A 14288-nucleotide genomic window follows, 5' to 3' on the forward strand; every position below is an offset into this window, starting at 1 on the left:
CTCGCTTACTTGAGGGTGCGGGGCGCTTGCGTGCGCTCCCATTCGACAGCGGCATCGACGAATTTTTCAAAGGCCCCGCCTTTCTCCAGCAAGGTTTTTTCCATGGCCGGGTCGAGCGTTTTTTCGATGCCTTGCTCGTCCAGCGGCATCTTGCGTTCGCGCACTGATTTCAAAACGCGGTGGATTTCGCCCGAGGCGTGGGCCGGAGATTGCAGCAGCACCAGGCGCTTCATCTTCTCCGGGTTGTTGGGCACGTGGCAGTTCAGGCATTGCGAATCGCGCAGCGAGGTCGCGAACTCGCGGTAGGACTTGTCCAGTTGCGCCTTGTAGGGGTTGTCTTCGCGGTACAGGCCATCGAACAAGGTGACGGCGGGCTGCGTTTTACCCTGGGCATCGGTCCACAGCCATTTCCCATCGAAAGCCGGCAGGGTGGCTTTGTCCACCACGTGGCCTTCGGCCGGGTTACCCCGGTTTGAAAACTGGGCGAAACGAATAAAACCGGTTCGAGGGTCCATCCATAAATACAAAGAGCGGGCGTTTTCATACATATCCCACTTATTGGCATCGTGCCAGAATGGATAAGGAAATTGCCCGGGTTGCAAACGGTTTCTGAAACCCACCCCCAAGGTGGCCAGAAACAATTTCTCGCGTTCTACATAAGTGATCTTGTATTTGCCGTCGAACATGAACAACGGTATATAAAGGCCGGTCAATATGCTCGGGTCAAATTCGGTCAGGTGGGTTTCTTTCAGGGGTAACTCGGCGTCTTTCTGGCGCCCCCACAAAACCACTGGTTTGACCATGGCTTGCTTGAGCAACGAGTCGGTGAACAGGGCTTGGCGGCACTGGTCAAACGCACTTTGGCTGGAGGGATCCGCCAAAGGGCAAAGTTGTTTCAGCTGATTCGTGAGTTTTTCAACGGTTTTTTCAATGTGCAATGGTGTGGGTATGTCGGCCGCCTTGGCGATTTGGCCGTAACTCGCGAATACCACCGTCAAAGCGGTGATTTTGCACAGATGATTCAATACTGCTTTCACAACAACTCCTTGGTTGAAAACAGTCTAGCCACGTCCAAAAAGGTGCGCGAGTTTATTACTCATGTAACTGAATGTTGGTTTGTGCAACACCGGTGAGCTGCGTGATTTCATGCCACCGGCGCTTGACCACGCCTGATTTGAATAGCGCAAACTCGGATGCAGGGCCATTTGTGCCAGTTACCGTCGCCGAAGGGGATTATGAAAAAGCAGGAACTGAAAGTGGCGGTGTTCACCTCACAGCAGCGAGACATGCGGGTGATCGGCATCGTGCTCACCCACCTCAAAAGCGCCAAATACACCTTCAGCGTGGCCGACCGCACGCCCTCGGCCGTGGTGGATGTGGCCCTGGTGGATGACAGCGACCCCGAGATGCGCAAGCGCCTGGCAATGGTGCTGGCGAGCAAACCGGGGCTGCCGGTGGTGCACCTGGTGGCCGAGGTGGGCCAGGCCGGTGCCCAGTGCGAACTCTTGTCCAGCCAATTGATGATGCAGCTGCTGCCTACCCTGGAGCGTTTGCTGCTCAGCCTGGCCAACCAGCCGCCTGCCGCGCCAGCCGCTTCGTCCACCAGCACGGTGACGACGCTGCCCCCCACGCGCAACCGCCTGCGGGCCCTGGTGGTGGACGACAGCCAGACGGTTCGCACGCAGCTGGCCAACGTCATGTCCAACATCGGCATGGCCTGTGACATCGCCGATGGCGCCAAGGCCGCGCTGGCCCAACTGGCCAACCGGCAATACGACCTGATCTACGTCGACGTGATGATGCCCGACATGGATGGCTACACGCTGACCCGCGAGATCAAGCGCGACCGCAGCAACAAGGCGCCCGTGATCATCCTGACCAGCCAGTCCTCGCCCTTCGACCGGGCACGTGGCGCGCTGGCCGGTTGCGACATCTTCCTCACCAAGCCGGTGGGCCTCAAGCAGTTTTATGCCGCCACCACCAAGGCCCTGCGCAAGTCCATGGCCGTGGACGACCTGAGCGGCTGGATCACCGATCCGACGCAGGCCAAGGCCCGGGCACACGCCTGAGCCATCCCATCATTCAATCCGGAGATCTGGCATGACCGCCAACAAAGCCCTTGTCGTTGATGACTCGTCCACCGACCTGTCGAATTTGAAAACCATCCTGCAGGACGCGGGCTGGTTGGTGAACACCGCCAGCAATGGCATGCAGGCCCTGGAGCGCGCCAAGAACGACCGCCCGAGCATCATCTTCCTGGACATCGTGATGCCGCAGCTGGACGGCTACGGCACCAGCCGCGCGCTGGCCGACGACCCCGCCACCAAAGGCATCCCGGTGGTCTTCGTGTCGACCAAGAACACGCGCGCCGACCAGGTGTGGGCCAAGGCCCAGGGCGGCAAGATGTTGATTGGCAAACCCTTCAGCGCCGACCAGATCGTCGACGCGCTGAAGTTCGCGGCCTGAGCGGAACCGCCCCATGGACATCGCTGCTCTGGCGCGTGGTGTGGCCCCTGCCGCGGGCGAGTTGCGTTACGGCTTTCGGGTCGCGGGCTTGCAATTGGTGCCGGCCGCGCGCGTGCTGACCGAGATGATCGCCGAAGCGAAGATCTTCCCGGTGCCCAAATCGGCCTCGGCGCTGGCGGGCGTGACCAATCTGCGCGGCACCATCGTGCCCTTGCTGGACCGCCGCGAGGTTCGACGGGGCAGCCCTGACATCCGGCCCTTTCAACACCGCGTGCTGGTGTTCGACCGTGAAGAGCAACGTGTGGGCCTGTTGCTGGACGCCGCCCCCGAACTGCTGAGCCTGGTGCCTGCCCCTGAAGAACTCCAGCGCCCTGCCAGCAAGCTCGGCGCCTACCTGGTTCGGGCCTGGGCGCAAGCCGACCAGCCCGGCCAGATCTGGTGGGAGTTCAACCACCGGGCCGCTTTTGAATCCCTGGCGCGCGGCGCCCAACCCGCATCCATCCAAGAAGAGGTACTTTCATGAAACTCAACATCCGTCAAAAGCTGTTGCTCGGCTTTGCGCTGCTGCTGTCCGCCCTGTTCGCGGTGGGTGGCTATGCCATCGTGCAGCTCAACCAGCTGGAACAGACGATCCGGATGACGCAGGGCAAGGAAGCGCTGTTAGGCCGTGCCAATTCGGCGCTTTGGAGTTTGCGTTACAGCCTGCCGCAGTACCTGGCTCTGGAAGACCAGGCCGCGCGCCAGAAGATCATCGACGAGCAGCCCGGGCTGTGGAAGGTGGTGGAGGACAACCTCAAGAGCTATGGCGAAAGCCAGGGCCTGTCTGGCGAAGAGCGCGCGCAGCACAAGGCCCTGGTGGGCAGTTTCCCCGCCTACAAGGTGCACCGCACCGAGTGGTTCAAGCTGGTCGTGAACAACCAGTTTGAAGAAGCCGCCGCCTGGCGCAAGAAATACACCACGCCCACGGGCGCGGCCACCATCAAGGCCTTTGGCAAGTTGTTGGAAACCACGGTGAAGAACGACGCGATCAAGCGCGAGATGCAGTTCCAGGAAATCGCCGTGGCCAAGCAGTGGATGGCGGGCATCGCCGGTGCCGCCGCGCTGGTGGGCTTGTTCGCCGCCTTCTTCGTGGTGCGCTCGCTGATGCTGCCGATCAACAAGCTGCTGGGCGCGCTGGCCAAGCTCACCGCTGGCGACTACACCGCACGCGCTGATCTGAAGAGCAAGGACGAACTGGGCCGACTGGGTTCCGCCCTGGACCGCTTGCTGGACGAACGCCTGGAAGGCCTGAGCCAACAGGCCAAGGAGAGCGAGCAGATCAGCAACTCCGTGGTGGAGATCATGCAGGCCATGGGCCAGGTCGCCACCACCAAGGACCTGTCGATCCAGGTGCCCGTGACCGAGGACGTGACCGGCGCCATTGGCGATGCCATGAACATGCTGACCAGCGAAACCGCCAAGGTGCTGAACAACGTGAGCGACGTGTCGCACCACGTGTCGCGCGCCACCATGGCCGTCAAGCAAAGCACGGACACCGCGATGGCCTCGGCCGCGCAAGGCCAGAGCGAGGTCGAATCGGCCGCCCGCGAATTGTCGCAAGCCGCCTTGACGCTGACCGACATGGCCCAGATGGCTACCAAGGCCAACGAGTCGGCCGAAGCCGCCGTGCGCACCACGCGCCAGGCCCTGGCCACGGTGGACAAGACCGTGCTGGGCATCAACGAATCGCGCGATTTGATCCGCGAAACGGAGAAACGCATCAAGCGCCTGGGTGAGCGCTCGCAAGAGATCACTCAGGTCGTGGGCCTGATCAACTCCATCGCCGAGCGCACCGGCATCCTGGCGCTGAACGCCTCCATGCAGGCCACGGCCGCCGGGGATGCAGGACGCGGCTTCGCCATCGTGGCCGATGAGGTGAAGCGCATGTCGGAAAACGCGCGTGAAGCTACGCGTGAGATCTCGACGCTGGTGCTGTCCATCCAATCGGAAACGTCGGAGACGGTGCTGGCCATGAACAACGCCATCACCCGGGTGGTGGACGTGTCCCGCCTGGCCGACCAGGCCGGCTCGGAGATGAAGGGCACGCAGCAGGCCACCGATGCGCTGGCCTTCAGTGTGCGCGGCATTGCCGCCGCGTCGATCGAGCAGGCACGCTCTGGTCAGACGCTGCAGGCGCGCGCGCTGACCATCCAGCAGACCAGCCGCGACACGACCAAGCAGCTCACGCAGCAAAACGAGGTGACCAACAAGCTGGTGGGTTACGCCCAGGCCCTGGTGCGCGAGGTGGCGGTGTTCAAGCTGCCGCGCCGCCTGGTGGCCGCCGAGCAGTCCTGATCCACGCCGCCCCCAGTCCCTTCGCCGGAGCACCCCTTGATGACCGCCACCCACTTGCGTGAAGCCCTGGAGCCGCTCTTGTTCGAGCTGTTCGATCAGGCGGCCCAACTGCAGGACGAAGGCAATGTGCCTTGCCTGCGGGCTTACCTGCAACGGGTGACGGCCTTGCAGCTGGCGGCCAAGCAGCACCAGTTGTTGGGCCTGAGCTATGTGGGCATGCTGGTGGAAAGCGGCCTGACCAAGCTGATCACCTTGGACCGTCTGGTGGCGCCCGAAGAGTGCGACGCATTGGCCGCGTGGCCGGCCTTGGTGCTGGGTGAGCTGATGAGCCCGGCGATGGACGAGGCCGCGCCGTGGGCCGTGCTGCATGCCTTGCGCAGCCAGCCCTGGTTCCCCGCGATCTCGGCGGCCAATGTGGCCTTGATTGAGCGGCGCCTGGCCGAGGATGCGGGCAAGCTGGCGCAAGCCGAGGAAGAGCCTGTGCACATCGCGGCGGAACTGGTGGCCGAGCCTGAGCCCCAGTCCGAAGCCGAGCCCGAGGCTGCGCAAGACACCGATCCCGACATGCTCATGGTCGACGAAGTCGAGCTGGAGGATGGCGATGAGTTTGGGCCAGAGATGGACTCCGACACGATCTTCGACATCGGCATTGGTGAAGCACAAGCCGCAGCCGCCCCGGCCGTGACGGCGGAAGAGCTGGCCATGCTCAGCGATGCCCTGGTCGCCCTGCAAGCCGACCTGGCCACCCTGGTCGCGCCAGGCCTGGCCCCGGCCGAGCGCGACGGCCTGTTCGAGAACCACCTCGAGCAACTGCACAACCTGGTCAACGCCGCCAACCTGCTGGGCTTGGCCGGTTTCCAGCAAGTGCTGGAAGTGATCCTGATCAACACCGCGGCCATGCAAGCCGAACCCGAGGCCCTGAGCGACCAGCTCTGCACGGCCTTGCAAGCCTGGCCCACCCTGGCCATGGCGCATTTGCAAGCCCCCGGCGAGCCCGCGCCCGCGCAAGCCCTGGCCGAGTGCGTGGCTGGCGCCGAATGGCCTTACCCGGCCGACACCGACAGCTTGCCCGAGTGGATCAGCGCGATGACCGCGGTGAGCGTGGTGCGCGCGCGTCCCTCGCAAGACCGCCCCGTGAAGGCCTTGCCCGAGCACATGGACCTGAGCGTGCCGGCCGACATCGACCGCAAGGTATTGGACAGCCTGCTGGTGGAGTTGCCACCGCATGCGCAAGAGTTCTCCGCCTTGGTGCAACGCCTGTCGCAAGGTGGCACGCTGGATGACATGGACCAGGCCCGCCGCGTGGCCCACACCCTCAAGGGTGCGGCCAATACCGTGGGCATCAAGGGCGTGGCCAACCTCACCCATGCGCTCGAAGACATCCTGGTGGCCTTTGGCCGCGAAGAGCGTTTGCCCACCTGTGAACTGGTGGACATGCTGCTGGAGGCATCCGACTGCCTGGAGGCCATGAGCGAAGCGTTGGTGGCCAATGCTGGCACACCGCCTGAAAGCCTGGCCGTGCACCAGAAGGTGCTGGACTGGGCGAACCGCATCGACCGCGATGGCCTGCCTGCGGACCAGGCTGAGCTCATCGACAGCGTCGAGCCGGTGACCAGCGTCCCCATGGCGCCCACCACGCCGACACCGGCCCAAGAAGACATCCCTCTTGCCAGCAACGCCCCCGCTGCAGAAGAAGACGCCCAAGCCGAAACCTACCTGCGCGTGCCCGCCTCCCTCATCGACTCATTGCTCAAGCTGGCGGGCGAGAACAGCATCGTCACCTCGCAGATCCAGGACCGCGTCACGCGCCTGAGCGACAACATCAACGCGCTTCGCACCGGTTCGCGCCAGTTTGGCCAGCTCTCGGCCGAGCTGGAACAACTGGTGGACGTGCGCGGCCTGGCCATGCTGGGCGGCCACACCGGCGAGCTGGACGCGCTGGAGATGGACCAGTACAACGAGCTGCACATGCTGTCACGGCGCATCGTGGAGTCGGGCGCCGACAGCCGCGAGTTCTCACGATCGTTCGAACGCGAACTGGCCAGCATGCGTGACCTGATGGCCGAGAAGGAACGCCTGCAGCTGGAGATTCAGCGCAGCATCCAGCGCACCCGCATGGTCGAGGTGGCTTCAATCTCGCCCCGCCTGCAACGCACCGTGCGCCAGGCCGCCCGCGTGCTCAACCGCTCGGTGGACCTGCGCATCCAGGGCGAGGCCACCATGGTCGACACCCAGTTGCTCGACCGCATCATCGACCCCCTGATGCACCTGCTGCGCAACGCCGTGGACCATGGCATCGAATCGCCCGACGTGCGCGAGACCCTGGGCAAGCCCGCCACCGGCACCATCACCTTGAGCTTCAGCACCGAAGGCAACAATGTGGCCGTGCGTTGCGAGGACGACGGCTGTGGCCTGGACCTGGGTGCCATTCGCCACCGTGCCTTGTCGCGCGGCCTGATCGCGCCAGACGCCGCGCTGTCCGATGCCCAGGTGATGCGCCTGATCGTGCTGCCCGGCTTCTCGACCCGCGAGCAGACCACGCAGCTGTCGGGCCGGGGCATTGGCATGGACGTGGTGCAGCGCGCCGTGGTGGACCTGCGCGGCACGCTGGACATGGATTCGCAATCCGGCCAGGGCTCGCGCTTCGACCTGCACTTCCCGGTGCGCATGAGCACCATCCAGGTCATGCTCAGCCGCTCTGAACACCACCTGTTGGGCATCTCGGTGCGCGGTGTCGAGCAGATCCTGCCTGCCCGCGAAGAAGTCGGCATCGATGCGCAAGGCGGCCTGAGCTATGCACTGCAAGGCGAACAACTGAATGCCATCCGCCTTGAAAAACTGATGGGCCTGCCGCACGAGGCGCTCAAGCAAGCCGGGGTGATGGAAGTGGCCATGATCGTGCGCGACGAGTTCCGCCAACGCCTGGCCATCATCGTGCCGGAGCTGAGCGACGCGCGCACCGTGGTCGTCAAGCCCTTCAACCCCATGATGCCGCATGCCCTGGGCATCGACGGCGCCACGGTGCTGGGCGATGGCTCGGTGGCCACGGTGATTGACCTGCCCGATTTGCTGCGAGATTTCACCGCCGGCCAGATGCCCGGGGTGGACGACGCGGTGGTGACTTCACGCCACAAACTGCCGCTGTGCCTGGTGGTGGACGATTCGGTCAGCGTGCGCCGCACCATGGAGCAACTGATGCAGGACTCGGGCTACGAAGTGGTCACCGCGCGCGATGGGGTCGATGCCCTGGGCGCCGTGCAGTTGCGGGCCCCCGACATCGTGCTGGTCGACCTGGAAATGCCCCGCATGAATGGCTTGGAGCTGACCAACGCCCTGCGCAACCGCAGTGCCACCAAGGCCACCCCGGTGGTGATGATCACCTCGCGCTTCACCGACAAGCATCGGCAGTTGGCCAATGACGCGGGGGTCAATGCCTTCCTGACCAAACCCTACTCGGAAGACCTGCTGCTCAACACCATCGATGGGCTGTTGCGCAGCGCCGCGTGAGCCCGGGTTTCCGGCGCGGGCCGGGGCCTGCGCGCAGCAGGTATTCTCTAGGGCATGTACGCCAAATTCTTCGGACTGAAGCACGAGCCCTTCTCGATCGCCCCTGACCCGCGCTACCTGTTCATGAGCGACCGGCACCGCGAGGCGCTGGCCCACCTGCTGTATGGCGTGGGCGGTGGGGGCGGTTTCGTGCTGCTGACGGGTGAAATCGGCGCCGGCAAGACCACGGTATGCCGCTGCTTCCTGGAGCAGATCCCTCGGCGCTGCAACGTGGCCTACATCTTCAACCCCAAGTTGACGGTGCAGGAGCTGCTCAAGTCGGTGTGCGACGAGTTCCGCATCCCCTACCAGCACCAGGGCCCGGGGGTGGAGACGGTCAAGGACTACCTCGACCCGCTCAACGAGTTCCTGCTCAAGACCCACGCGGTCGGCCAGAACAACGTGCTCATCATCGACGAGGCGCAGAACCTGTCGCCCGACGTGCTGGAGCAATTGCGCCTGCTGACCAACCTGGAGACCAGCGAGCGCAAGCTGCTGCAGATCATCCTGATCGGCCAACCCGAGTTGCGCACCATGCTGGCCCAGCCCGAGCTGGAGCAACTGGCGCAGCGCGTGATCGCGCGCTTCCACCTGGATGCCTTGTCCGAGGCCGAGACGGCGCAGTACATCCGGCACCGCCTGGCGGTGGCCGGCCTGGCCCGGGGCAAGTTGTTCGACAGCCAGGCCGTGGAGCGCGTGCACCAGTTGTCGCGCGGCATTCCACGCCGCATCAACCTGCTGTGCGATCGGGCCTTGCTGGGCGCTTATGCCGAAGGCAAAAGCCGCGTCGACCGCGAGATCGTGGACAAGGCCGCCAGCGAAGTGTTCGACATCACCCGGGTGCTGGCGCCCGCCCATGCCGCGGCAGGGCGCATGCCGGCCTGGGGCTGGGGCCTGGTGGCCAGCACGACGGTGCTGGGCTTGGCGGGCATGGGCGGCGTGGCCTGGTGGCAGCACCGCGCCCATCCCGGCCCCGAACCGGTGGTGGCCAAGGCCGCATCGGTGCCCTTGGCGGCGTCTCGCCCGGTCACCACGGTGGCCACCGCGAGCCAGGCATCTCCCACGGCGGCGCCTTCTGCGCCCATCGTGGTGGCAGCGCCGGTGCTGAAGGCCAGCGCGGAGATCGCCTCGCTGTTCAGCACCAAACAGTTCAACGAGCGCAAAGCCTGGCTGGAGCTGGCGCCATTGTGGAAGCTGCCCCTGGCCGAGGGCGACCCGTGCACCCAGGCCCAGCAAGCCCATGTGCATTGCTTTCGCAGCAGCCGCGGCCTGGGGCTGATCCGCCAGCTGGACCGCCCTGGCATCCTCACGCTGAACGACGAAAGCGGCCGCGCCACCTATGCCTTGCTGACCGCCTTGAACAACGACAGCGCGACCTTGAGCATGGCCGGCGTGTCCAAGACCGTGCCGGTCAGTGCTTTGCTGAAGGTGTGGCGAGGTGATTTCGCGACCTTCTGGCGGGCGCCTCCGGGCTACCTGCAATCCATCGTGGATGGCAATGTGGGCCCGCTGGTCGACGGCCTGGCCACCCGGCTGGCCATTGCGCAAGGTGAGCCCGTGACCGCCGAAAAACGCACCTACGACGCGGCCCTCAAAGCCAAGGTGGCCGCTTTCCAGCAGGCCCAGGGTTTGAGGCCAGACGGTGTGGCGGGGCCCACCACTTTCATGCAGCTCAATCGCGTCACGGGTGTGGATGAGCCACGCCTGCGGGCGGGGGGATAAGCGATGTCTTACATACTTGATGCACTCAGGCGTGCCGATTCGGAGCGCGAACGCGGCACCGTGCCGAGCATCCATTCACCGCCGGTGCCCCCGGTGGTTGATGATCCCAAGCCACGGCGTGGTGGCCAGTCGCAGGTGCTGGTGGCCGTCATCGTGGTCTTGCTGCTGGCCCTGGCGGGTCTGCTGGCCTGGCACCTGATGAGTGGCAAAGCGCCGGCCCCGGTGGCCGTGAGCGAGCCTGCCGCTGTGGTGGCGCAGTCGCCCGAGCCACAGCCAGGGCCGCAACCCGCACCGCAGCCTGAACCACCACCCGTGCAGGCCGCGCCCACGCCATCTCCCGTGCCGGTGACACCCCGGCCGCAGGTGACGGCGCCGGTGTCGCCACCACCCCAGGTTCAAGCGCAAACCCAGGCCGCCGCGCCCATCCTGTCCGTGCCTCCGCGACCCGTCCCCGCCGCGCGTGCCATCACCGCCGCCCCGGTGCCTGCGCCCACCGCCACGTCCGAGGCCGACAACCGCCTCTACGCCTTCAGCGAGCTGCCCGCCAACATCCAGCGCGATCTGCCCAAGCTGGTGATCGGGGGCGCGATGTACTCGGAGACCCCGGCCAACCGCATGCTCATCATCAACAGCCAGGTCTTCCACGAAGGTGACAAACTCACCCCGGACCTGGTGCTGCAAGAGATCAGGCTCAAATCGGCGGTGCTGAAATACAAAGGCTACCGTTACGGCGTCAACTACTGACCTTTGGCCAAGCGCCCTCCACCATGAAAAACCTCCAGGCAGACGTCGCGATCATTGGCTTTGGCACGGCGGGCATGGGGGCGTACCGCGCGGCCCGTGACCACACCGACCGCGTCGTCGTCATCCAGGCCGGCCCCTTTGGCACCACCTGCGCGCGCGTGGGCTGCATGCCCAGCAAACTGCTGATCGCGGCGGCGGACAGCGCCCATGCCATTGCGCAGGCGCCCCTGTTCGGCGTGCACTCGGGCCCCGTGAAGGTGGATGGCGCCGCGGTGATGCAGCGGGTGCGCTCGGAGCGCGACCGCTTCGTGGGCTTCGTGCTGGACACCGTCAACGATTGGCCCGCCGAGCAGCGTGTGCTGGGCCACGCCCGTTTCACCTCGCCCCACGAATTGATGGTGGACGACCACACCCTTGTCACCGCGCAGCGCTTGGTCATCGCCACCGGCTCGTCGCCGACGGTTCCGCCGGGCTGGCGCGAGGCCCTGGGCGACAGGCTCGTCACCAACGATGATGTGTTCGAGTGGACCACCTTGCCCCAGTCCCTGGCCGTGGTGGGCGCTGGCGTGATCGGCCTGGAATTGGCGCAGGCCCTGTCGCGGCTGGGCGTGCGCGTCAAGCTGTTCAGCAAGGGCACCAAGCTGGGGCCCCTGACCGACCCCGAGGTCAGCGCCCAGGCCTTCACCATCCTGTCGGCCGAGATGGCCGTGGTCGCGCCCGCCGAGGTGCTCACCGTCAGCCGCCAGGGCGACCAGGCCCAGCTCACTTACCGCGTGGACGGGGCCGAGCACACCGAAGTGTTCGAGCAGGTCCTGGTGGCGGCGGGCCGGCAGCCCAACCTGGCCAGCCTGGACCTGGCCGCGGCGGGCATCGCAGTCAACGACCGGGGGATGCCGGCCTTTGATTTGGAGACCGGCCAGATCGGCGACAGCCACGTGTTCATCGCCGGTGACGCCCACAATGCCCACCCCTTGCTGCACGAGGCCGCTGACGACGGCAAGATCGCGGGTGACAACGCCGGGCGATTTCCGGACGTGCGGGTGCACCCGCGCCGCGCCGCCCTCGGGGTGGTGTTCACCGATCCGCAAATGATGCTCGCGGGTGCCAGCTTCAAGGCCTTGAAGGCCTCGGGCCAGGAGTTCGAAGTGGGCGCCGTCAACTTTGACGACCAGGGCCGCAGCCGCGTGATGGGACAAAACAGGGGCTTGCTGCGGGTGTATGGCGAGCGGCACACGGGCCGCTTCCTGGGCGCCGAGATGATGGGCCCTGCCGCCGAGCACATCGGGCACCTGCTGTCGTGGGCTGCACAGCACCAGTTGACGGTGCAGCAGATGCTGGACAGCCCGTTCTACCACCCGGTGGTCGAGGAAGGCGTGCGCACCGCCTTGCGCGAACTGAATCGGCACCTGCGCATGGGGCCTCGCCCGGTGGCCCGCTGCCTGGACTGCGGCCCCGGCGCGTGAAGAGACCTTGCTGCGGTAAAAAGTCGCGCTTCTCCGGCGCAATGTCACCTACGATAGCCCCACAAAAACGAACGGATGAGGACCGACCAGATGAAGGTCTCCGAGTCGAATGTTGAGGGGCTTGCCAACCGCCAACGCCAGTTTCTGACGCCCCATCGGCGCGAGTCCTGGCAGCCCTATGTCGCGTTCGTGGCGCTGTCACTGGTGGTGATCAGCCTGTTGGCCACGCTGGCGGTGACCAGCGTCAATGTGTTGGGCGCCTTGCGCGCCTATGTGGGCGGCGAAAGCCTGTGGTCCAAGGCCCGCAGCGACGCGGTTCAGCACTTGCGTGATTTCGCGGTCAAGCGCAACCCGGCCGATTTCGCGGCTTTCGAGCAGGCGCTGGAGCTGCCCAAGGGCGACCAGACGGCGCGTGAGGAAATGCTGCGCGACGACCCCGATCTGGCCGTGGTGCGCCAGGGCCTGATCGCGGGCGGCAACCACCCGGACGACGTCGAAGGCATGATCACGCTGTTTCGCCGCTTTGGTGATCAGCCTGCCCTGCAGGATGCGCTGGCCGCCTGGACCCAGGGCGATGCCTTGTTGGCCAAACTGCGGGTGGAGGGCCAGCGGCTGCGCCACCACCTGCATCCACCCACCGACGGGGTGATGGTGCTGGCCTCGCTCGAAGAGGTGCGCGAGCTCAACAGTGAATTGCTGCAGGCTGAAAAGCGCTTCAGCGCCAGCCTGGCCGAGGTCTCGCGCCTGACCGAGAAAATCTTGATCGGCAGCACCTTGGCGGCCGCCGTGGTGCTGGCATTGGGCAGCCTGCTGCTGGTGCGGCACGCCTTGCGGCGCCAGGCTGCGCACCGGCATGCCTTGGTGTCGGCCAATGAGCCGTGGGTGCTGGCGGCCTTCGCGGCCGAACTGGGCATGTTCGAGATGGTCGTTGATTCGGACCAGATCACCCTGGATGCCAAAGCCGCCGCCTTGTATGGCGTGGGGTCGACTGCGATGTCGATGCCGCTCGCGGTACTGCGAGACCTGGTCTTGCCCGACGACATGCCTGCCATGCAGGCGGACATCGCTGCCGCCACGCGCTCCGGCGTGCCTTTCAAGACCACCTACCGGCTTCGCCGGCCCGATGGCGTGGTGCGCTACTTTGAGTCGACCGGCCAGCAGATCGAAGGAAAGACGCGCAGCCAACGGCGCCTGGTGGGCGTGATGCGCGACGTCACCGATGAGCGGATGCGGGCCGAGCGGGCCATGCAGCGTGATGCGGCCGAGCACGTGGCCCAGTCGCAGCGCGATTTCCTGTCGCGCTTGAGCCATGAGCTGCGCACACCTTTGAACGCCATCCTGGGCTTCGCGCAACTGCTCTTGCTGGACCGCGCCAATGCCCTGAACCCGGCGCAGGCCCAGCGCGTCAACATGATGCTGGAGGCGGGCCAGCAATTGCTGGGCATGGTCGAGGATGTGCTCGACTTGACCAAGGTTGAGGCGGGTGAGATCGCCATCGCCTTGCAGCCGGTGGAACTGGCACCGCTGTGGCGCTCTACCGCAACGATGATCGAAGGTGTGCGTGAGCGCCATGGCGTGACCTTCATCGACCGCCTGCCAGCGCAAGCCCTGTGGGCCAGCGCCGATCCTCAGCGCCTGGCGCAGGTGTTCATCAATTTGCTGACCAATGCGTGCAAATACAACCACCCGGGTGGTCACGTCGTGGTCGAGGGCTGGGCCGAGGAATCCAACGTGGTGCTGGAGTTGTCGGACGATGGCATCGGCATGTCACCCGAAGACGTGGCGCAGTTGTTCCAGCCTTTCAAGCGCCTGGCACCAATGGCGGAAAGCATCGAGGGCACAGGCCTGGGCCTGTACATCGTCAAGCAGCTGGTCGAGCGCATGGAGGGCAGCATCCAGGTGCACAGCGAAAGCGGACAAGGTTCCCGCTTCACGCTCAGGTTGCCCATGGCCTCGCCGCCAATGCCAGCGCCTGTGACAACCCCTGCGACGGTCTGACGTCAGCCGGCTTGC

General features: G+C 65.4%; 11 protein-coding genes. 10 read left to right on the forward strand and 1 reads right to left on the reverse strand.

Features of this window, described 5'->3' with window-relative positions; translation table 11 throughout:
* Positions 1 to 5: 5 nt before the first annotated feature.
* A complete protein-coding gene (locus LQ232_RS00775) occupies positions 6 to 803 on the reverse strand; it encodes a hypothetical protein (protein WP_230177566.1) in 798 nt (265 codons plus the stop codon).
* 3 nt (positions 804 to 806) lie between these two features.
* On the opposite strand from LQ232_RS00775, the gene LQ232_RS00780 reads away from it, so the two are divergent.
* The 10 genes from LQ232_RS00780 to LQ232_RS00825 all read left to right on the forward strand — a co-directional run bounded on the left by LQ232_RS00780 (position 807) and on the right by LQ232_RS00825 (position 14273).
* Positions 807 to 1133, forward strand: a complete 327-nt coding sequence (locus LQ232_RS00780; RefSeq protein WP_230177568.1) for a hypothetical protein — start codon at positions 807 to 809, stop codon at positions 1131 to 1133.
* 102 nt (positions 1134 to 1235) lie between these two features.
* Positions 1236 to 2069: a response regulator gene (locus LQ232_RS00785; protein WP_230177570.1), complete on the forward strand. Its 834-nt coding sequence runs from the start codon at positions 1236 to 1238 to the stop codon at positions 2067 to 2069.
* A 31-nt stretch (positions 2070 to 2100) separates the two neighbouring features.
* Positions 2101 to 2466: a response regulator gene (locus LQ232_RS00790; protein ID WP_230177572.1), complete on the forward strand. Its 366-nt coding sequence runs from the start codon at positions 2101 to 2103 to the stop codon at positions 2464 to 2466.
* Between the two features lie 13 nt (positions 2467 to 2479).
* Positions 2480 to 2989, forward strand: a complete 510-nt coding sequence (locus LQ232_RS00795) for a chemotaxis protein CheW (protein ID WP_230177574.1) — start codon at positions 2480 to 2482, stop codon at positions 2987 to 2989.
* Positions 2986 to 4800 carry a methyl-accepting chemotaxis protein gene (locus LQ232_RS00800; RefSeq protein WP_230177576.1) on the forward strand — a complete coding sequence of 605 codons (1815 nt, stop codon included), beginning with the start codon at positions 2986 to 2988 and terminating at the stop codon, positions 4798 to 4800. Before LQ232_RS00795 ends, LQ232_RS00800 begins: the two co-directional genes overlap by 4 nt.
* Before the next feature lie 39 nt (positions 4801 to 4839).
* Entirely contained in the window at positions 4840 to 8307 is a 3468-nt protein-coding gene (locus tag LQ232_RS00805) for a response regulator (RefSeq protein WP_230177584.1), read from the forward strand.
* A gap of 54 nt (positions 8308 to 8361) precedes the next feature.
* Positions 8362 to 10068 (forward strand): ExeA family protein, encoded by a 1707-nt coding sequence (locus LQ232_RS00810; RefSeq protein ID WP_230177586.1) that lies wholly within the window; start codon positions 8362 to 8364, stop codon positions 10066 to 10068.
* Between the two features lie 3 nt (positions 10069 to 10071).
* Positions 10072 to 10812, forward strand: coding sequence for a general secretion pathway protein GspB (locus LQ232_RS00815; RefSeq protein WP_230177588.1), 741 nt, complete (start codon positions 10072 to 10074; stop codon positions 10810 to 10812).
* A gap of 23 nt (positions 10813 to 10835) precedes the next feature.
* Positions 10836 to 12275 carry a dihydrolipoyl dehydrogenase gene (locus tag LQ232_RS00820; protein ID WP_230177590.1) on the forward strand — a complete coding sequence of 480 codons (1440 nt, stop codon included), beginning with the start codon at positions 10836 to 10838 and terminating at the stop codon, positions 12273 to 12275.
* A gap of 75 nt (positions 12276 to 12350) precedes the next feature.
* Positions 12351 to 14273, forward strand: coding sequence for a PAS domain-containing sensor histidine kinase (locus tag LQ232_RS00825; RefSeq protein WP_230177592.1), 1923 nt, complete (start codon positions 12351 to 12353; stop codon positions 14271 to 14273).
* Positions 14274 to 14288: the final 15 nt, after the last annotated feature.

Origin of the sequence: Aquabacterium sp. CECT 9606 (assembly GCF_918741295.1) — a bacterium.
Lineage (GTDB): Bacteria > Pseudomonadota > Gammaproteobacteria > Burkholderiales > Burkholderiaceae_C > Aquabacterium.